The sequence below is a fragment of the Aeromonas sp. BIGb0405 genome (assembly GCF_024807335.1).
GTDB classification, from domain to species: Bacteria; Pseudomonadota; Gammaproteobacteria; order Enterobacterales; family Aeromonadaceae; genus Aeromonas; species Aeromonas rivuli.
Genome location: NZ_JANUEP010000018.1, coordinates 1 through 18,379, shown reverse-complemented (window position 1 = coordinate 18,379; position 18,379 = coordinate 1). Strand labels below are relative to the sequence as shown.

The 18,379-nt window shown below is 60.4% G+C and carries 19 protein-coding genes and 1 pseudogene; 9 read left to right on the top strand and 11 right to left on the bottom strand.

What is annotated here, in order from left to right; translation table 11 throughout:
• Positions 1–3: 3 nt before the first annotated feature.
• Complete coding sequence (glyQ, locus tag M2366_RS19430) at positions 4–927, bottom strand: glycine--tRNA ligase subunit alpha (RefSeq protein ID WP_259270450.1); 924 nt, start codon at positions 925–927, stop codon at positions 4–6.
• A gap of 209 nt (positions 928–1,136) precedes the next feature.
• Here glyQ and M2366_RS19425 point away from each other — a divergent pair, with 209 nt between their 5' ends.
• From M2366_RS19425 to M2366_RS19410, 4 genes are all read left to right on the top strand, one after another.
• Complete coding sequence (locus M2366_RS19425; protein ID WP_224431611.1) at positions 1,137–1,706, top strand: DNA-3-methyladenine glycosylase I; 570 nt, start codon at positions 1,137–1,139, stop codon at positions 1,704–1,706.
• A gap of 82 nt (positions 1,707–1,788) precedes the next feature.
• Entirely contained in the window at positions 1,789–2,043 is a 255-nt protein-coding gene (locus tag M2366_RS19420) for a hypothetical protein (protein WP_042039579.1), read from the top strand.
• A 114-nt stretch (positions 2,044–2,157) separates the two neighbouring features.
• On the top strand, positions 2,158–2,400 hold the full coding sequence (locus tag M2366_RS19415) for a hypothetical protein (protein WP_042039577.1): 243 nt from the start codon (positions 2,158–2,160) through the stop codon (positions 2,398–2,400).
• A gap of 168 nt (positions 2,401–2,568) precedes the next feature.
• The gene (locus tag M2366_RS19410; RefSeq protein WP_259270449.1) at positions 2,569–3,225 is read left to right on the top strand and encodes an OmpA family lipoprotein; all 657 of its coding nucleotides are present in this window, start codon (positions 2,569–2,571) and stop codon (positions 3,223–3,225) included.
• 252 nt (positions 3,226–3,477) lie between these two features.
• On the opposite strand, the pseudogene M2366_RS19880 reads toward M2366_RS19410, so the two are convergent.
• The 3 genes and pseudogenes from M2366_RS19880 to tusA form a co-directional block, all read right to left on the bottom strand.
• Positions 3,478–3,564, bottom strand: a pseudogene (locus tag M2366_RS19880) (RidA family protein); the annotation flags it as partial.
• Between the two features lie 29 nt (positions 3,565–3,593).
• Positions 3,594–3,938, bottom strand: coding sequence for a RidA family protein (locus M2366_RS19405; protein ID WP_224431609.1), 345 nt, complete (start codon positions 3,936–3,938; stop codon positions 3,594–3,596).
• Between the two features lie 26 nt (positions 3,939–3,964).
• Complete coding sequence (gene tusA / locus M2366_RS19400) at positions 3,965–4,210, bottom strand: sulfurtransferase TusA (RefSeq protein ID WP_005903830.1); 246 nt, start codon at positions 4,208–4,210, stop codon at positions 3,965–3,967.
• A gap of 171 nt (positions 4,211–4,381) precedes the next feature.
• Here tusA and M2366_RS19395 point away from each other — a divergent pair, with 171 nt between their 5' ends.
• On the top strand, positions 4,382–4,564 hold the full coding sequence (locus tag M2366_RS19395) for a hypothetical protein (protein WP_005903828.1): 183 nt from the start codon (positions 4,382–4,384) through the stop codon (positions 4,562–4,564).
• Between the two features lie 66 nt (positions 4,565–4,630).
• Here M2366_RS19395 and M2366_RS19390 read toward each other — a convergent pair whose 3' ends face one another.
• The 6 genes from M2366_RS19390 to M2366_RS19365 all read right to left on the bottom strand — a co-directional run bounded on the left by M2366_RS19390 (position 4,631) and on the right by M2366_RS19365 (position 13,943).
• Positions 4,631–5,869 carry an ABC transporter substrate-binding protein gene (locus M2366_RS19390; protein WP_042039574.1) on the bottom strand — a complete coding sequence of 413 codons (1,239 nt, stop codon included), beginning with the start codon at positions 5,867–5,869 and terminating at the stop codon, positions 4,631–4,633.
• Positions 5,870–5,873: 4 nt separating this feature from the next.
• Complete coding sequence (locus tag M2366_RS19385; protein WP_042039573.1) at positions 5,874–7,316, bottom strand: ATP-binding protein; 1,443 nt, start codon at positions 7,314–7,316, stop codon at positions 5,874–5,876.
• 67 nt (positions 7,317–7,383) lie between these two features.
• The gene (locus tag M2366_RS19380; RefSeq protein ID WP_224431607.1) at positions 7,384–8,106 is read right to left on the bottom strand and encodes a response regulator; all 723 of its coding nucleotides are present in this window, start codon (positions 8,104–8,106) and stop codon (positions 7,384–7,386) included.
• A gap of 254 nt (positions 8,107–8,360) precedes the next feature.
• Positions 8,361–9,524: an acetyl-CoA C-acyltransferase FadA gene (gene fadA / locus M2366_RS19375; protein ID WP_224431606.1), complete on the bottom strand. Its 1,164-nt coding sequence runs from the start codon at positions 9,522–9,524 to the stop codon at positions 8,361–8,363.
• 21 nt (positions 9,525–9,545) lie between these two features.
• The gene (gene fadB, locus M2366_RS19370; RefSeq protein ID WP_259270448.1) at positions 9,546–11,693 is read right to left on the bottom strand and encodes a fatty acid oxidation complex subunit alpha FadB; all 2,148 of its coding nucleotides are present in this window, start codon (positions 11,691–11,693) and stop codon (positions 9,546–9,548) included.
• Between the two features lie 291 nt (positions 11,694–11,984).
• Positions 11,985–13,943, bottom strand: a complete 1,959-nt coding sequence (locus M2366_RS19365; RefSeq protein WP_259270447.1) for an acetoacetate--CoA ligase — start codon at positions 13,941–13,943, stop codon at positions 11,985–11,987.
• A gap of 191 nt (positions 13,944–14,134) precedes the next feature.
• Between M2366_RS19365 and pepQ the strand changes: the two genes are divergently transcribed.
• From pepQ to hemG, 4 genes are read left to right on the top strand one after another with little or no spacing between them, the layout of a single operon-like run.
• Positions 14,135–15,457 (top strand): Xaa-Pro dipeptidase, encoded by a 1,323-nt coding sequence (gene pepQ / locus M2366_RS19360; RefSeq protein ID WP_259270446.1) that lies wholly within the window; start codon positions 14,135–14,137, stop codon positions 15,455–15,457.
• Positions 15,457–16,074, top strand: coding sequence for a YigZ family protein (locus tag M2366_RS19355; RefSeq protein WP_259270445.1), 618 nt, complete (start codon positions 15,457–15,459; stop codon positions 16,072–16,074). Before pepQ ends, M2366_RS19355 begins: the two co-directional genes overlap by 1 nt.
• A gap of 36 nt (positions 16,075–16,110) precedes the next feature.
• On the top strand, positions 16,111–17,568 hold the full coding sequence (locus tag M2366_RS19350; protein WP_042039567.1) for a TrkH family potassium uptake protein: 1,458 nt from the start codon (positions 16,111–16,113) through the stop codon (positions 17,566–17,568).
• 7 nt (positions 17,569–17,575) lie between these two features.
• Positions 17,576–18,100, top strand: a complete 525-nt coding sequence (gene hemG, locus M2366_RS19345) for a menaquinone-dependent protoporphyrinogen IX dehydrogenase (protein ID WP_259270444.1) — start codon at positions 17,576–17,578, stop codon at positions 18,098–18,100.
• A gap of 60 nt (positions 18,101–18,160) precedes the next feature.
• Here the strand turns inward: hemG and M2366_RS19340 are convergent.
• On the bottom strand, positions 18,161–18,379 hold a 219-nt coding region (locus tag M2366_RS19340; RefSeq protein WP_259270443.1), incomplete at its 5' end, for a hypothetical protein.

Sequence of the window (18,379 nt, the reverse complement as noted above, 5' to 3'; positions counted from 1 at the left end):
TCCTTAACCTTGCTTGTTCTCAGTGCGCTTGCACATGGGGAAACCCAGCGCCTCGCGGGAGGCGTAGTAAGCCTCGGCCACGGCCTTGGTCAGGGTGCGAATGCGCAGTATGTAGCGCTGACGCTCGGTGACCGAGATGGCCTTGCGGGCATCCAGCAGGTTGAAGGAGTGCGCGGCCTTGAGGATGCGCTCGTAGGCGGGCAGGGGCAGCGGTTTTTCCAGTGCCAGCAGGTGCTGGGCTTCCTTCTCGTACTGCTCGAAGCAGTGGAACAGGAAGTCCACATCGGCGTGTTCGAAGTTGTAAGTGGATTGCTCCACTTCGTTCTGGTGGAACACATCGCCATAGGTGGTCTTGCCCAGGGGGCCATCGGACCAGACCAGGTCATAGACGCTGTCCACGCCCTGAATGTACATGGCCAGACGCTCGAGACCGTAGGTGATCTCGCCGGTCACCGGCTTGCACTCCAGACCGCCAACCTGCTGGAAGTAGGTGAACTGAGTCACTTCCATGCCGTTGAGCCACACTTCCCAGCCCAGACCCCAGGCGCCCAGCGTCGGGTTTTCCCAGTTGTCTTCCACGAAGCGGATGTCGTGGATTTGTGGATCCATGCCCAGCTCTTTGAGGGAGCCGAGGTAGAGTTCCTGGATGTTGTCGGGGGAAGGCTTGATGATCACCTGGAACTGGTAGTAGTGCTGCAGGCGGTTCGGGTTTTCACCGTAGCGGCCGTCGGTGGGACGGCGGGACGGTTGCACGTAGGCGCAGGCGATTGGCTCGGGCCCTAAGGCGCGCAGGCAGGTCATGGGGTGCGAGGTACCGGCACCCACTTCCATGTCCAGCGGTTGGATAATGGTGCAGCCCTGGCGAGCCCAATAGTCCTGCAGCTGCAGGATCAGGCCCTGAAAGGTTTTGACATCGAATTTTTGCATAATGTTCTTCGCGCGAAATGAGATCAGAGCAAGATTTGCTGAATATTAACCGAAGGAGTATACCGTCTGGCATGGTCGGATAATAGGCGAAATTGCAGTGGATTCATGGGGTGGCGCTGCGCCGGGCCTGGTGGGGGCGGGATCTTTACTCGATGGCGTAACTGGTAGAGCATGGTCGGAGTAAGAGACAACTCACAGGGGATTGAGGGATGGAACTGCGCTGCGCCTGGGTGACCAAGGATCCGGAATATATTGAATACCATGACAAACAATGGGGGCGGCCGGTCCGTGACCCGCGCGAGCTGTTTGCCAAGCTCTGCCTCGATGGCCAGCAGGCCGGGCTCTCCTGGATCACCATTCTCAAGCGCACCGACAGCTACTACCGCGCCTATGCCGACTTCGATCCGGTGCTGATCGCCCGGTTCGACGAGCAGGATGTGGAGCGACTGATGCAAGACACCGGCATCATCCGCAACCGCCTCAAGGTGCAGTCGATCATCAGAAATGCCAAGGCCTATCTGGCGTTGGAGGCGCAGGGCATCGACTTCGCCGATTACCTGTGGGCCTTTGTCGGTGGCGCCCCCATGGTCAATCAACGGCAGGGCAATGGCGATATCCCGGCCACCTCACCAGAGTCGGATGCCATGGCCAAGGCGCTCAAGAAGCTTGGCTTCAACTTCGTCGGCAGCACCATCTGCTATGCCTTCATGCAGGCGGTAGGCATGGTGAACGATCATCTGGTCAGCTGTCCCTGCCATGGTGAGTGTCAACAGGGGTAGTGCGCCGCATTTCACCTATCTGTACAGTCCGGATACAGTGATGCCAGCTCAACATCGGGGTAATCATCACTAGGATACCCCCATGTCACTGAACTCATTTCGCCCCCGAACCCTTGGCAGCTTCATCCTGGCTGCGTGCGCCCTGATGGCGACCCTGCCCGCCGAGGCGGCCGATCGTCAGGACTCCCGTGATCTGCGTCAGGAGGTTCGCCCCGAGGTGCGCGACGCCAAGCAGGACTGCCGAGAGAACGATCAGAAAGATAACTACGAGTGTCGTCAGGACAAGCGTGAAGTGAAGCAGGACGTTCGCGAGAAGGCCCGCGACATCAAGCACTGAAACCCATTCCCTTGCCTGATGCCAGGGGGGGCAATCGAGAACGCCTTCCTGCCGGGCTCGGCGTATAATTGAGGAGCGCCCAGCCGGTGCGTTCCAGCTATCTAAGGAGTTACCATGAAGAAGTCCGTATTCATGCTGCTTGCCGCCACTGCCTTGTTGACGGCCCTGCCCGCCCAGGCCACCAAGCAGGCTCAGGAGCGGCGTGAGGCGCGCGACACCCGCCAGGATACCCGCCAGGAGTCCCGCGATGAAAAGCAGGAGTGTCGTGAGGGCTTGGTCGGCAATGCCGATTGCCGTCAGGAGCACCGCGACAACAAGCAGGAAGGGCGCGACGAGGCTCGTGACATCAAGTACTGATCCAGCGCCGACCATCAATCCGGTGGGGCTGAGCGGGTCGCTACCTCGATACAAGGAGGCTCAGGCCTCCTTGTTCATATTCAGAATGCGCGCGCGTCACACTCTGGCGCCTCTGTTTGATAGAATGCGCAACCATTTGGCTAGAACCGTTTTTTCAGAGGTTTTTTCATGCATTGCAAGAAGCTTGTCTCGGCCTTGGCGCTGACTGTTGCCATCTCTGGTTGTACTACCAATCCCTATACCGGTGAATCCCAGACCTCCAAAGGGGCCTGGGGTGCACTGGCCGGTGCCGCCACCGGTGCCGCCGTGGGCGCCTTGTCATCCAGCAAAGGTGATCGCAAGAAGGGTATTCTGACCGGCGTGGCCGCCGGCGCCGCCCTGGGTGGCGGTATCGGTTACTACATGGACGTGCAGGAAGCCAAGCTGCGCGAGAAGCTGCAAGGCACAGGTGTCAGCGTGACCCGCAACGGTGATGAGTTGATCCTCAATATGCCGAACAACGTCACCTTCGATAGCTCCAGCGCCCAACTGAAAGCGGCCGGTGCCAATACCCTGTCCGGTGTCGCCATGGTGGTTGCCGAGTTCGACAAGACCCGCCTGAACGTGGTCGGCCACACCGACAGCACCGGCTCCCGCGAGCTGAACATGAAGCTCTCCGCTCAGCGTGCCGACGCCGTTGCCGCCCAGCTGATCGGTCAGGGTGTGACTGGCAGCCGTATCGCGACCCAGGGCGTGGGCCCGGATCAGCCGGTTGCCACCAACAGCACCGCCGCCGGCAAGGCCCAGAACCGTCGTGTGACTATCACCCTGACACCGACCGCCTGATAGGGTTGCCGCCACCGGTTTGCGCCCGTTGAAGAGTGCAAACATCGCGTGCAAAAACAAGGCCCCGCCAATCTGGCGGGGCCTTGTGCTTTTTGGCGACCGATGAGGCCTTGGGTGGCGATGGCCAACCCCGGATTTATACGGCGGCGACCAGTTGCAGTTCGACGCGGTAGCCGGGCTTGGCCAGCTCGACCTGGACACAGGCCCGCACCGGCGCTGTGCCTACGCAAGCAAGCCAGGCATCCCCCGGATTTATACGGCGGCGACCAGTTGCAGTTCGACGCGGTAGCCGGGCTTGGCCAACTCGACCTGGACACAGGCCCGTACCGGCGCTGTGCCTACGCAAGCAAGCCAGGCATCCCCCGGATTTATACGGCGGCGACCAGTTGCAGTTCGACGCGGTAGCCGGGCTTGGCCAGCTCGACCTGGACACAGGCCCGTACCGGCGCTGTGCCAGCGGGCAGCCAGGCATCCCACTGCTCGTTGAAGGCGGCAATGTCGGCAATGTCCTTGAGGTAGATGTTGGCCATCAGGATCTTGTCGACCCCGGAGCCGTTGGCTTCCAGCAACTGAGTGAGGCTGGCCAGCACTTCGCGAGTCTGGGTGTGGATGTCGGCGTCGACGCTGGTGGGCACCTCCACCACGTAGAGGGTGCCGTTGTGGATGACAACATCAGACCAGCGGGCCGTGGTGCCGATACGGGTAATCGTCATGGAGTGCTCCTGGAGAAAAGAGGGGCTTATGAGCCCTTGCGGATCAGATAGCGATAGGGCAGTTGTTCTGTCTCGCTGGCGATCAGGGTGTGATCCATGAAGCGGCAGAAGCTGGGAATGTCACGGGTGGTGGAGGGATCGTCGGCGCTGACCAGCAGGGTCTCACCCTGGGCCATCGTCCGGACGCGCTTGCGCACCATCATCACGGGTTCAGGGCAACGAAGCCCGATTGCATCCAGTTCATGGTTTGCATCGCAGAATAAATCACTCATCTATAGTCAACCTTCAACCTAATTCGCTGCCAATGATACCCAAGGCTAAAAAATAATCAAACCTGCAGCACTAATGTCAGTGGATGATACCAAAGTTCATCCTGACTCTATGCTGTGGTGGCCTGACGAGTAATATAAAAAATGCACCATATTCAACAAGGAGGTATGAATATGATCCAGTCACAAGGCAGATTGCAGGCCTATGCGGCCATGGGGTTCCTGGCGTTTTCCATGATAGTGCTGGGCAGCCCGATAGGAAATACCGGCACCTGGTTTGGCGCCATGGTGATGATCGGGCTGGGGCTCTGGATTGAGCTGAGCGATTACTACGAGGATGACGAAGAGGACCTCTGACTCGCTTCCTGACAGGGCATATCAAACAAGGCGAGCATGGCTCGCCTTGTTTATGTCTGCTGGTATCTAGCGTGCCGAGCGGATCGCCCGGGCCAGGTGCAGGGCCGTCTGCTCGGCATTGGCCCGGCCATCGTTGAAGTAGTTGCTCAGCACATCCATGATGGCCTGACGCATGTTGGTCGGGGTGGCCATGCCTTCCGCCATGCTGGGTAGCAGGGTGCCATTCTGTTCCGCAATCTTGAAATCCCGGTACGCCTTGATGGCGCAGCGATCGAACTGGCTCATGTCCGGCTGGATCAGGGCCGGGATAGAGCCCTTTATCCGGTTGAAAGTCTGTTGGAAGTGGGGCGTCATCAGCAACCTGGCGAGCTCCCCCTGGGCCTGGGTCTGGGCAGGATCCCGCTGCTTGAACATGGCGATGGAGTCCAGGTTGTAACTGAACAGCCCCTGGCTGCCGGGGCTCGGCAGACACTCGATATCTTCCCCCGGTCTGTAGTTGCCGGCACTCAGCTCCCCCTTCACCCAGTCCCCCATGATCTGCATGGCGGCCTCGCCGGTCTCCAGCTGGCCGGTGGCCAGGTGCCATTTCAGGCCGGTAAAGCGTTGCGGCACATAGGCGCGCAGCTGGTGGAAGCGTGACAGCACCCTCACCATGTCAGGGCCGGTCAGGGTCGCCTCATCCTGTTTGAGGAAGGCGTTGCGATAGAAGTCTACTCCGCCCTCGCCCAGCGCCACCGCCTCAAACAACACCGCCAGCTGCCAGGGCTCATTGCCTATGGCGAGCGGGGTGATGCCCTGCGCCTTGAGCTGCTCGGCCACTGCCATGAACTGGCTCCAGTCGGTCGGTGGGGTCAGATCGAGGCGTTCGAACACCTTGCGGTTGAGCCACAGCCAGTTGACGCGATGGATGCCGGTTGGCACCGCCATCAAGGCGCCGTTCTGGCTCAGGGTTTCGCGCACCATGGGAGGCAACTGCGGGTACCAGCCGAGGTGTTCGGCCATGGGGCTGAGGTCGCGCAAAAAGCCGAGCCCGGCCCACTCCTTGAGTTCATAACCCTTGAGGTGCGCCGCCTCTGGCGGGTTGGCGGCCAGGGCTCTGCTCTTTAATACCGTCATGGCGCTCTTGCCGCCGCCACCCTGGACGGCGAAGTCATTCCATTGATTGCCAAGGGCCGCCCACTCGGATTTGAGTTCGGTCACCGCCTTGGCCTCGCCGCCGGAGGTCCACCAGTGCAGGACCTCGACCTGGGAGGCGAGTGCTGGCAGGGAGATCAGAGTGAACAGAGAGAGAGAAAGCCACTTCATGGGATCATTGCCTTGGTAGGGAGAGGGTGGCTTGCAAGCCGCCCTGGGGACGATTTTCCAGCACCAGATCGCCGCCATGGGCGTGGGCTATGTTGCGGGCAATACCCAGCCCCAAGCCAGTACCAGCCTGATCCTGGCTGAGCCGGACATAGGGTTCGAAGATGCGCTCAAACTGATCTTCCGGTAGGCCGGGACCCTGGTCCAGGATGAACAGGATCAGCATCTCCTCGTCATCCATGACGATGATGCGTACCTGTTGGCCGTATCTGATGCCGTTGTCCACCAGATTGCCGATGCAGCGCTTGAGGGCCAGCGACTTGCCGCGATAAGGCCACTTGCACTGGCCCTCTATGATGAGGCGCTCCTCGTGCAGGTTCATGGCCTCGGCCATCTGCTCCAGCATGGCGTTGACGTCGATGAGCTCGATGTTCTCGTGGATGTCGGTCTCTTTGACGGTCTGCAGCGCCCCCTTCACCATCAACTCCAGCTCGTCCAGATCCTTGTTGAACTTGGCGATCTGGGTCTCGTCATCGAGCAGTTCGACCCGCAGCCGCAACCGGGTGATGGGGGTCTTGAGATCGTGGGAGATGGAGCTGAACAGCCGCTCCCTGTCATCGATATAGCGACGGATGCGATGCTGCATGATGTTGAAGGCGCGGGTGGCCGCCACTATCTCGGAGGCCCCCTCCTCCTTGAGCTGGGGCTGATCGATGTCCTTGCCGAGGTTGACTGCCGCCTTGGCGAGACGGCGCAGGGGCCGGGTCTGCCAGCGCACCAGCAAGAAGGTGAAGAAGCAGAGAAACACCGTCATCAGGGCGATGAAGCGCACCTGGTTGCTCGGCATCACCGTATCGTCGAGGGTCATGTAGGGGGCGGGCAACAGCGCCGCCAGATAGAGCCACTCACCCGGCTCTATCTCGATCTGGGTCACCAGCACCGGCGGGTTGATGGGTTCCAGGGAGAGGGTGTAGCGGGCCCAGGAGGAGGGCAAATCCGCCAGCAGGGTGTCGTTGTTGAACACATGGAGGTCATCGGGGCGGGAGAAATCCACCTTGATCACCATGGCATCGGAGAGCTTGCGATTGAGCACCCCCTGCACCTCGCTGAGCACCAGCGTCTTGCGCTCGCTGTCCGGGATGGCGCTGATCTTTATCTCCTCTTCGTTCAATGAGACGAAGAAGCGGCTGCCCCCCATGTTGCGCAGCTGATCCAGGGCAATATGGCGATATTGCAGGGGCAGGGACTTGAAGAAGTTGACGGTCGAGGCCGCCGACAGGGCCAGGTTGCGAGTGGTGCTGAGCATGCCTTCCAGCTCCCGCTTCTGGATCTGCTGCATCCAGATGCCGGTGAGTATGGTCTGGGAGAGCAGGATGGCGAGCAGCAGCAATAGCAGCATGCGCGATAGCAGGGAGCGGGGCACCAGCACCCGCCAGAGTTGACCCATCATGACGTCATTCCAAGAGACGCGCGATCCGCCAGGGAGGCGGATCGCGGCGCAGGGGCCAGAGCACCCCTCATGGCAACTCGTGCACTTCGGCGATCAGCATGTAGCCGCTGCCGCGTATGGTCTTGATGATGCGCGGGCTCTTGCCGTTGTCACCCAGCTTCTGGCGCAGGCGGCTGATCTGCACGTCGATGCCGCGTTCCATCGGCAGACTCTCGCGGCCACGGGTGGCGTCGGAGATGGTATCTCTGTCCAGTACCTGGCCCGGCTGCTGCAAAAACATGTTGAGCAACACGAAGTCACTGCCGGAAAGATCCAGCAGGCTGCCATCCTCGTGGGTCAGCTGGTGGCTGAGAGTGTCCAGGGTCCACTCGGCGAACTGCAAACGGCGACTCGGCTCCTTCTCTTTTGCCGGCTGACGGAACTCGGCGCGGCGCAGCAGCGCCTTGATGCGGGCCTGCAGCTCGCGCGGGCTGAACGGCTTGGCGATGTAGTCGTCGGCACCGAGTTCGAGGCCGATCACCCGATCCGCCTCATCGGAGGCGGCGGTCAGCATGATGATGGGCACCTGGGAGTCGCGGCGGATCTGCTGGCAGAGGGTAAAGCCGTCATCACCGGGCATCATGATGTCCAGTATGATCAGGTCCGGGCTATGACGACTGAGCTGCTGACGCATCTCGTTGCCCTCCGCCGCCGTCAACACCTGAAAGCCGGCCCGGGTCAGGTATTCGTTGAGCAGTTCACGGATCTCTTGGTCGTCATCGACGATCAGCAGTTGTTTGCTCGTTGACATATGTATGTGCATCCACCCATTTTTTGTGCAGATTGAACCTGTCGGGGGGGCAAAAAGCAAGCAAACCCCCTATCTAATGTGAGGTTAGGGGCATTATCGCCACCGTTTGGTCGCATAAAACGAAAAAAGGCCGACCCAAACGGGGCGGCCAAGCGCATGGTTCCGACTGCTGGACGCCATCCCGTGTGATGGCGCCGCCGGACGCTACTTACTCATGGCGCCCGGGTGGCCCCGGGCGTGCTGTCTGCTATACATCACACTCGCTCGAACACTGTCGCTATGCCCTGGCCCAGACCGATACACATGGTCGCCAGACCCAGGGTGGCATCTTTCTCCTCCATCAGATTGATAAGCGTCGTGGAGATGCGTGCGCCGGAGCAGCCCAGCGGGTGGCCCAGGGCGATGGCGCCGCCGTTCAGGTTCACCTTCTCATCCATCTGCTCGAGCAGACCCAGATCCTTGGCACAGGGCAGTGACTGGGCGGCAAAGGCCTCGTTCAGCTCGACCAAATCGATGTCAGCCATGGTCAGACCGGCACGTTTGAGCGCCTTCTGGGTCGCAGGCACAGGGCCATAACCCATGATGGCGGCGTCGCAACCCGCGATGGCCATGGAGCGCACCCGGGCGCGCGGGGTCAGCCCCAGCGCCTTGGCACGATCCGCGCTCATCAGCAGCATGGCGGAGGCACCGTCGGACAGGGCCGAGGAGGTGCCTGCGGTGACGGTACCGTTGACAGGGTCGAACACCGGGCGCAACTGGCTCAGGACATCGACCGTGGTCTCCGGGCGGATCACTTCGTCGTAGTCATAGAAGAAGCGGGCGCCGCTGGCGTCGTGGCCTTCCAGTCCGACGATCTCCTTGGCAAAGCGCCCTTCCACGGTCGCGGCATAGGCGCGGCGGTGGGAGCGGGCGGCAAACTCGTCCTGCTGCGCTCGGCTGATGCCGTGCAGCTTGCCCAACATCTCGGCGGTCAGCCCCATCATGCCGGAGGCCTTGGCCACCGTTTTGGCCATGCCAGGGTGGAAGTCGACACCGTGGCTCATGGGCACATGGCCCATGTGCTCGACGCCGCCGATGATGAAGATATCCCCATCACCCACCTGAATGGCGCGGGAGGCATCGTGCAGCGCCTGCATGGAGGAGCCACACAGGCGGTTGACGGTGACCGCCCCCACCTGCTTCGGAATACCGGCCAGCAGGGCGGCGTTGCGGGCTATGTTGAAGCCCTGTTCCAGGGTCTGCTGCACGCAGCCCCAGTAGATGTCCTCGATCTCGTTCGGGTCGAGGTTGGGGTTGCGCAGCAGGATGGAGCTCATCAGGTGCGCGGATAAGTCTTCTGCCCGCACGTTGCGAAAGGCTCCGCCCTTGGATCGGCCCATGGGGGTCCGGATACAGTCGACAATGACTACGTCTTTCATGAATGGATCTCCTTTGCGCAATCAGTAGAAGGTTTTGCCCTGGGCGGCCATCTCACGCAAGCGGTCGCTGACGCGGTAGAGCGGGCCCAGGTCGGCATACTGGTCGGCTTGGGCCACGTAAGCGTCCAGACCTATGGTGTCCAGATAGCGGAACACGCCACCACGGAAGGGAGGGAAGCCCAGCCCATAGACCAGCGCGATGTCCGCTTCCGCCGGGGTGGCGACTATGCCTTCCTCCAGGCAGAGCATCACCTCGTTGATCATGGGGATCATCATGCGGGCGATGATGGCTTCCTTGTCGAAATCCTGTTTCGGCTTGGCGATAGGGGTCAGCAGCTCGTAAGCAGCGGCGTCGGCCACCTTCTTCGGCTTGCCCTTCTTGTCCTGCTCGTAGGCGTAGAAGCCCTTGCCATTCTTCTGACCGAAGCGGCTGGCGTCATACATCACATCGATGGCGGTACGACCTTCCTTGCTCATGCGCGCCGGGAAGCCTTGCGCCATGACGTCACCGGCATGGTGACCTGTGTCGATGCCGACCACATCCAGCAGGTAGGCGGGGCCCATGGGCCAGCCGAACTCCTTCTCCATCACCTTGTCGACCGCAGCGAAGTCGGCGCCATCGGCGACCAGCTTGTTGAAGCCGAAGAAGTAGGGGAAGAGCACGCGGTTGACGAAGAAGCCCGGGCAGTCGTTGACCACGACCGGGGACTTGCCCATGGCGGCGGCGTAGGCCACCACGCGGTTGATGGTGTCATCGCTGGTCTGCTCGCCGCGGATGATCTCCACCAGGGGCATGCGGTGCACCGGGTTGAAGAAGTGCATGCCGCAGAAGTTCTCGGGGCGCTTCAGCCCCTTGGCCAGCAGGGAGATGGGAATGGTGGAGGTGTTGCTGGCGAGCACGGCGTCGTCGCCGAGAACGGCTTCCACTTCGCCCAGCACGGCTGCCTTCACCTTGGGATTCTCGACCACGGCTTCGACCACCAGATCCACGTGCTTGACGCTGTCATAGCTGAGGGTCGGGGTGATGGCGGAGAGCACCTGGCCCATCTTGATGCCGTCGATGCGGCCCTTTTCGAGCTGGCCGTTGAGCAGCTTGGTGGCTTCGCCCATGCCCAGCGCCAGCGCCTTCTCGTTGATGTCCTTCATCACCGCCGGAATGCCCTTGCTGGCGGACTGGTAGGCGATGCCGCCCCCCATGATGCCAGCACCCAGTACGGCGGCGTGGCTGGTGGCCTTGGCAGCTTGTTTGGCGGCCTTCTTGGCCAGCGCCTTGATGTGCTGATCGTTGAGGAAGATGCCGACCAGCGCCTTGGCGACATCGGTCTTGGCCAGTTTGATGAAACCTTGCGCCTCGACGTTGAGCGCCTCGTCGCGGCTCATGCCGGCGGCGGCCTCGACGGTCTTCACTGCGGTCATGGGCGCCGGATAGTGCTTGCCCGCCACGGCGGCAACCATGCCGGCGGCTGTGGTGAAGCTCATCATGGCTTCCAGCTTGGAGAGGTGCAGCGGCGCTTTCTTGGCGGCGCGACGGCCCTGCCAGTCCAGCTTGCCGGCGATGGCGTCTCTCATCATCTGCACCGCAGCGCTCTGCAGCGCAGCGGGGGCGACCACGGCATCGATGGCGCCTACCTTGAGGGCGTCATCGGCACGGACATCCTTGCCTGTGGTGATCCACTCCAGGGCGTTGTCGGCGCCGATAAGGCGCGGCAGACGGACTGTGCCGCCAAAGCCCGGCATGATGCCGAGTTTGGTTTCGGGCAGGCCGATCCTGGCGGTGGTGTCAGCCAGACGGAAATCGGTGGAGAGTATGGTCTCGCAGCCGCCGCCCAGAGCATGGCCCTTGATGGCGGACAGGGTCGGCACCGGCAGATCTTCGATGGCGCTGAAGATGTCGTTGGCCTTTTTCAACCAGCCGAGCAAGTCTTCTTGCGGCAGGCTGAACAGTTCCAGGAATTCGGTGATGTCGGCGCCGACGATAAAGGCGTCTTTGCCGGAGGTGAGGATCAGACCTTTTAGTTCACGTTCTTGTTTTAATGCGGCGATCGCTTCGCTCAGCGAGAGCAGGGTAGCGCGATCCAGCTTGTTGACTGAACCCGGGGCATCAAACCTCAGCTCGGCAATGCCGTGTTCGAGGTAGCTGACCGACAGGGTTTCGCCTTGGTAGATCATGAGAGTGTCTCCTTGTTCCCACGCGGTGGGGGGCTTGGCTCCTTTCTCCCCAGCAGGGGGCGAGGCTCACTATTGATCCAAAGAGTGACAATTTCAACACCTATTTAAAACATTTGTTTAACAGTGTTTGAGTAAATGCTCTTGGCCGTGATCCGGGTCTACATTAGGAAAAAAAGAGGCGCCATGACGGCGCCGCTACGGGGGGATAGGAAGGGTAGACTTGGCTAGCAGGTCAAGGTCGCCATGGATTCGGCCCCAGTACTCCTTGCTGAACAACCAGGGCTGGGGTCCCTAACAGGCGAGCTCCGGTCGGTTGCGATACTGATCCAGGACATCGGGATCGGCCAGGGCATGGGTGTTGTTGACGGGCCTGTTGTGCACCACCTCCCGCACCGCCAGCTCGACGATTTTTCCGGACTTGGTACGGGGAATGGCATCCACCTGCAGGATGCGGGCGGGTACGTGGCGAGCGGTACAGTGGTTGCGGATCTGCTGGCGAATGCGCTCACGCAGGGGGTCGTCCAGCGTGAGGCCGGGCTTGAGCTTGATGAAGAGCACCACCCGCTCGTCCTGTTGCCACTGCTGGCCGATGACGATGCTCTCCTCCACCTCGTCGAGCTGCTCCACGTAGCGGTAGATCTCGCTGGTGCCGATCCGCACGCCACCGGGGTTGAGGGTGGCATCGGAGCGACCATAAAAGAGGATGCCACCAGTGCCGGTCAGTTCAATCCAGTCGCCGTGGCACCAGATGTTGTCGAAGCGATCGAAATAGGCGGCGTGGTATTTGTCGCCACTCTCGTCACCCCAGAAACCGACAGGTTGGGCCGGGAAGGGCTTGGTGCAGACCAGTTCCCCCTTCTCCCCCTGCACCGGCTGGCCCGCCTCGTTGAATACCTGCACCGCCAGCCCCAGGCCGCGTCCCTGGCTCTCACCCCGATAGACGGGGCTGATGGGGTTGCCGATGACGAAGCAGGAGCAGATGTCGGTGCCGCCGGAGATGGAGCTCAGTTGCACATCCTGCTTGATCCCCTGATAGACATAGTCAAACCCCTCCGGCGACAACACAGAGCCGGTGCTGCAGATGAGGCGCAGGTGCGGCAAGTCATGGGTATTGATCGGGGAATAGCCCTGCTTGTGCAGGGCATCCAGATATTTCGCCGAGGTGCCGAACAGACTGACTTGCTCATCCCGGGCCAGATCCCACAGCACATTGCCATCGGGGTAGAAGGGGGAGCCATCATAGAGCACCAGGGTGGCGCCGGAAGCCAGCGCACTCGCCAGCCAGTTCCACATCATCCAGCCGCAGGTGGTGAAGTAGAACACCCGCTCCCCCGGCTTGATGTCGCAGTGCAGCTGGTGCTCCTTGAGATGCTGGAGCAGGGTGCCACCTATGCCGTGCACTATGCACTTGGGTTTGCCGGTGGTGCCGGATGAATAGAGGATATAAAGAGGATCGTTGAAGGCCATGGGCTCGAAGCGCAGGCTGGCGCCCTCTTGGTTGGCGAGTAGCTGATGCCAGTCTTGACGGGGGAGGGTGTCGGCCCCGGCATGGTTCGACGTCAGACCGAGCAGCGGGATCAGGATGAGATGTTCCAGACTGTCGAGTTGACCGGCCACCTTGGTGACCTTGTCCTGGATATCGACCGCCTTGCCGTTATAGCGATAGCCGTCGACTGCAAACAGCACCTTTGGCCGAGTCTGGCCGAAGCGTTCCACCACGCTGGCTTCACCGAAGTCCGGGCTGGTGGAGGTCCAGATAGCCCCCAGACTGGTGGCGGCCAGCATGGCAACCAGCGCCTCCGGGATATTGGGCAGGTAGCCGGCAACCACGTCGCCCTTGCCAATGCCCTGACCCCGCAGCCACTGAGCCAGACTGGCGACCTGCTGCCCCAGTTCACGCCAGCTAAGCGTGCGGCGCTGGCTGCCTTCCAGGCTGGCGATGATGGCCGGACTCTCGTCCTGGCGACGCAACAGGTTCTCGGCGAAGTTGAGCCGGCTGTCCGGAAACCAGCGTGCGTGCTGCATGGTCTGGCGGTTCTCCGCCACTATGTTGCCAAGCTCCCCCTTGACGCCACAGTGCTGCCACACCAGGGGCCAGAAGCGGGTGGTCTTCTCCACCGACCATTGATAGAGCTCGGCGTAGCTGTGCAGCTGCAGGCCATGGAAGCGATTGACCTCGCCCATGAACTGATGAAGGTTAGATTGGCTGATCCTGGCCTGGTCCGGTTGCCACAGGCGGCGGTTGTGCATTGAGTAGTCCCTGACTGCATATGTCTACCGGCAGTGTATTGAATTGTTTTTTATTTGTTAATGGCGAGTTTGCTTTTAATAACAAGTGCCCTGTCACTCATGCTTTACCTCACGAAGCCAAGGGTTGACGGGTCGAGGCTCCTCGCGCTTGATGTTATGCTGGGTTAACAACCATGTCGGAGCAGGATGCCATGAGCAGTTACAGCCAACTTTTCGCCCAGCACATCGAGACCTTGCAGCGCCGTACCCGCGACATATTGCAGCAGCAAGGGCTCAGCGGTCTGGCCATACATGCCGGTCAGACCCATCGCATCTTCCTCGATGATCAGGATTACCCCTTCAAGGTGAATCCCCACTTCAAGGCCTGGCTGCCGGTGCTGGACAACCCCCACTGCTGGCTGCTGGTGGATGGGGTGAGCAAGCCCGTCTTGCTGTTCTATCGACCGGTGGATTTCTGGCACAAGGTGGCGGACTTGCCCAATGCCTTCTGGGTCGATTTCTTCGATATTCGTTTCCTGACCAAACCGGAACAGGTGGCTGACCATCTGCCCGCCGACAAGCAGACATGGGCCTATCTGGGGGGGCATCTCGAGGTAGCCGGGCTGTTGGGACTGACCCAGCCCAATCCAGAGGCCGTGCTCAACTATCTGCATTATCACCGGGCTTACAAGACTGACTACGAGCTGGAGTGTCTGCGCGAGGCGAACCGGCTCGGGGTGCGTGGTCACATCGCCGCCAAGGAGTCCTTCATGGCGGGGGCGAGCGAATTCGAGATCAACCTGACCTATATGAAGGCGGTCGGACAGGGGGCCAATGAGGCGCCCTACGGCAACATAGTCGCCATCAACCGCAATGCCGCCATCTTGCACTATACCCAGCTCTCCCATCAGCGAGTGGCCGATATCGATCGCCACTCCTTCCTGATCGATGCTGGCGTCGATTTCCACGGTTATGCCTCGGACATCACCCGCACCTGGGCCTGGCGTCGTGGCGAGTTTGCCGACTTGATCACCGCCATGGACGAGCAGCAGCAGGCCATCATCGACGAGATCAAGCCGGGACGCCGCTACACAGAGCTGCATCAGCAGATGCACCACAGGCTGGCGCGGTTGCTGCAATCGGTCGAGCTGGTCGACATGTCGGTGGACGAGATGATAGGCACAGGCGTCACCAATGTGTTCTTCCCTCATGGTCTCGGCCATTTCCTCGGCTTGCAGGTCCATGATGCGGGTGGCTTCATGCAGGATGAGCGTGGCACCCATCTTTCTGCACCCGAACCGTTCCCCTACCTGCGTTGCACCCGGGTGATGGAGCCAGGCCAGGTATTCACCATAGAACCCGGTCTCTACTTCATTGACAGCTTGCTTGAGCCCCTGCAAGGCAGCGAGCAGGGCAAGCGAGTCAATTGGCAGAAGGTAGACGCGCTGCGGCCGTTTGGCGGCATCCGCATCGAGGACAACATAGTGCTGCACAGCCATGGGGTGGAGAATCTCACCAGGCAGGCCGGGCTCTGATGGACTCGGGTTATCCGGTGCCGATGGCAGGGGTCGAGGTGAGCGAGGAGATCAAGAAGAGCCGTTTCATCACCCTGCTTGCCCATGCTCCGACGGTCGCGGCAGCCAAGGCCTGGATAGAGGCGGTACGCCGAGCCCACCCGGGGGCCCGCCACCACTGCTGGGCCTTCGTTGCAGGGGCCCCCAAGGATAGCCAGGTGTATGGTTTCAGCGACGATGGCGAACCATCGGGGACTGCGGGCAAGCCCATGCTGGCGCAACTGATGGGGTCCGGGGTCGGCGAGATAGCCGCCGTGGGGGTGCGCTACTATGGCGGCGTTCTGCTCGGTACCGGGGGCCTGGTCCAGGCTTATGGCGGTGGGGTGGGGATGGCACTCAAGGCGCTCACCACCCGGCACAAGGTAGCCCTGCGCCCCTCGCTCATCGAGTGTGACTATGGGGACATGGGGGTAATTGATGCCCTGTTGCTGAGTCATCATGGTCAGGTGTGTCAGTCGGATTACGGCCAGCGGGTACGGCTCGAAGTCGACTGGGCAAGCACGGATTGGCAGCAGGTCAACCAGCTGCTGACCGATAGAACGCACGGGCGGGTATCTCTGCAGCCCATAGATGGCTAGAATCCATCGCTGTTTTATTGCCGAGACGGGGCCTGCATGCACATTCTGAGTATTATCCGCATCGTTGGCCTGCTGGTGGCGCTGTTCAGCTCGACCATGTTGCTGCCCGCTCTGGTGGCCTTTGGCTATCGGGATGGGGGCGGCTCCGAATTTGTCGGAGCCTTCTTCATCGCCCTGCTGCTTGGCCTGCTGCTCTGGTTTCCCAATCGGCATCATAAGAAAGAGCTGAGGTCGAAAGAGGGCTTCCTCATCGTTGTACTGTTCTGGACTGTGCTTGGCAGTGTGGGGGCTCTGCCCTTCATGCTGGGCGAAGTGCCGGACATGAGCGTGTCGGAATCCTTCTTCGAATCTTTCTCCGGGCTGACTACCACGGGGGCGACCGTGCTCACCGGGCTCGATGAGTTACCCAAGGCCTTCCTGTTCTATCGCCAACTGCTGCAATGGCTCGGTGGCATGGGTATCATAGTGCTGGCGGTCGCCATATTGCCCATTCTTGGCATAGGCGGCATGCAGCTCTATCGCGCCGAGATCCCGGGGCCGGTCAAAGACAACAAGGTGACACCGCGCATCGCCGAGACCGCCAAGGCGCTCTGGTACATCTACCTCTTTATTACCCTCAGTTGTGCCCTGGCCTATTGGATGGCGGGCATGACCATGTTCGATGCCATCTGCCACTCCTTCTCCACCGTGGCCATCGGCGGCTTCTCGACCCATGATGCCAGCATCGGCTACTTCAATAGCAGTGCCATCAATCTCATCACTGTGCTGTTTCTCATGGTTGCCGGGGTGAATTTCACCTTGCACTTTGCGGCCTTCGCGCACAGACCCATGCGACTCTATGTCTATCTGAAGGATCCCGAGGTAAAGGTGTTTGTTGCTTTGCAACTGGGACTGACCCTGATCTGCTTCCTGGTGTTGATGCGCCATGTCAGCTATGACAGCTGGGGGGAGACCCTGGACCATGCGCTATTCCAGTCCGTCTCCATTGCGACCACGGCCGGTTACAGCACCACGGGGTTCTCTGAGTGGCCGCTGTTTCTGCCGATCCTGCTGATGCTTGCCTCCTTCGTAGGTGGCTGCGCGGGTAGTACTGGCGGTGGCATCAAGGTAGTACGGTTAATGTTGCTGCATCTGCAGGGGATGAGAGAGCTGAAGCGCCTCGTCCACCCGCGCGCCGTCTACCGGATTAAACTGGGTAACAAGGCGCTGTCCGAGCGGGTGATAGAGGCGGTCTGGGGTTTCTTTGCCGCCTATGCCACGATTTTCATCCTTTGCATGCTGGGCTTGATCGCAACGGGTATGAATGAGTTGACGGCGTTCTCCGCCGTGGTGGCCTCCCTCAATAACCTGGGCCCTGGCCTGGGAGAGGTGGCGCCTCATTTCGCCAACACCACGGATGCTGCAAAATGGATCATGATCATCGCCATGCTGTTTGGTCGATTGGAAATTTTTACACTTCTGGTACTGTTAACCCCTGCATTCTGGCGTAGTTGAGGTAGGTATGGATAAGATTTTGGTGCTTTATTCCTCACGGGATGGCCAAACCCGAAAAATCATTGATGTCATGCTGGAGGAGATGCCGGGATGTGAGGTCGTCACGCATGATCTGCACAGCTTGCCCATGTGCAACCTCAGCAAGTTCAAGAAGGTGTTGATCGGTGCATCGATCCGCTATGGCCATTTTCATCCCAGCCTGCTCAGCTTCATCCACGCTCACCATGAACAGCTGGAAGTGGCCAATGCGGCCTTCTTCTGCGTCAATCTGACCGCCCGCAAGCCAGAGAAGCAGACACCGCAAACCAACGCCTATATGAAGAAGTTTCTGCGTAGCTCGCCCTGGAAGCCAAAGAACCTGGGCGTTTTTGCCGGGGCATTGCAATATTCCAAGTACAACTGGTGGCAGACCCGCATCATCCAGCTGATCATGAAGGTCACGGGTGGCAGCACTGATACCAGCAAAGACATAGAGTTTACCGATTGGAACAAGGTGCGAGTCTTTGCTCGCGATTTCTGGCAAAAACGTTAATACATCTCTTCTGATGCCCTTGGCCCCGCTGATGCGGGGCTTTTATTCGATAGTTGGTGGTTAAATCGCCACTCGACAAGAAATCGTTAGAAAAGCATACTTTTTTACAGAAACCCCCTTGCCAGCGCATTTCAACTCCCTATAATGCGCCTCCATCGACAGGGCAAGCGGCAACGCAAACAAACCGGTCGGTGCCTCGAAAAAAGCCTTACCAAATAAGGCTTGACTCGAGAAGGCGGTTGAGTAGAATGCCACTCCCGCAGCGACGAAACGTTGCAA

Excerpts from the sequence above, each read along its gene's own strand:
- glyQ (WP_259270450.1), bottom strand. The coding sequence starts at position 927 with ATGCAAAAATTCGATGTCAAAACCTTTCAGGGCCTGATCCTGCAGCTG.
- M2366_RS19405 (WP_224431609.1), bottom strand. The coding sequence starts at position 3,938 with ATGACGATTACCCGTATCGGCACCACGGCCCGCTGGTCTGATGTTGTC.
- M2366_RS19425 (WP_224431611.1), top strand. The coding sequence starts at position 1,137 with ATGGAACTGCGCTGCGCCTGGGTGACCAAGGATCCGGAATATATTGAA.
- hemG (WP_259270444.1), top strand. The coding sequence starts at position 17,576 with ATGGATAAGATTTTGGTGCTTTATTCCTCACGGGATGGCCAAACCCGA.
- M2366_RS19390 (WP_042039574.1), bottom strand. The coding sequence starts at position 5,869 with ATGAAGTGGCTTTCTCTCTCTCTGTTCACTCTGATCTCCCTGCCAGCA.
- M2366_RS19350 (WP_042039567.1), top strand. The coding sequence starts at position 16,111 with ATGCACATTCTGAGTATTATCCGCATCGTTGGCCTGCTGGTGGCGCTG.
- M2366_RS19380 (WP_224431607.1), bottom strand. The coding sequence starts at position 8,106 with ATGTCAACGAGCAAACAACTGCTGATCGTCGATGACGACCAAGAGATC.
- M2366_RS19415 (WP_042039577.1), top strand. The coding sequence starts at position 2,158 with ATGAAGAAGTCCGTATTCATGCTGCTTGCCGCCACTGCCTTGTTGACG.
- tusA (WP_005903830.1), bottom strand. The coding sequence starts at position 4,210 with ATGAGTGATTTATTCTGCGATGCAAACCATGAACTGGATGCAATCGGG.
- M2366_RS19365 (WP_259270447.1), bottom strand. The coding sequence starts at position 13,943 with ATGCACAACCGCCGCCTGTGGCAACCGGACCAGGCCAGGATCAGCCAA.
- fadA (WP_224431606.1), bottom strand. The coding sequence starts at position 9,524 with ATGAAAGACGTAGTCATTGTCGACTGTATCCGGACCCCCATGGGCCGA.
- pepQ (WP_259270446.1), top strand. The coding sequence starts at position 14,135 with ATGAGCAGTTACAGCCAACTTTTCGCCCAGCACATCGAGACCTTGCAG.
- M2366_RS19395 (WP_005903828.1), top strand. The coding sequence starts at position 4,382 with ATGATCCAGTCACAAGGCAGATTGCAGGCCTATGCGGCCATGGGGTTC.
- M2366_RS19420 (WP_042039579.1), top strand. The coding sequence starts at position 1,789 with ATGTCACTGAACTCATTTCGCCCCCGAACCCTTGGCAGCTTCATCCTG.
- M2366_RS19385 (WP_042039573.1), bottom strand. The coding sequence starts at position 7,316 with ATGATGGGTCAACTCTGGCGGGTGCTGGTGCCCCGCTCCCTGCTATCG.
- M2366_RS19410 (WP_259270449.1), top strand. The coding sequence starts at position 2,569 with ATGCATTGCAAGAAGCTTGTCTCGGCCTTGGCGCTGACTGTTGCCATC.
- fadB (WP_259270448.1), bottom strand. The coding sequence starts at position 11,693 with ATGATCTACCAAGGCGAAACCCTGTCGGTCAGCTACCTCGAACACGGC.
- M2366_RS19355 (WP_259270445.1), top strand. The coding sequence starts at position 15,457 with ATGGACTCGGGTTATCCGGTGCCGATGGCAGGGGTCGAGGTGAGCGAG.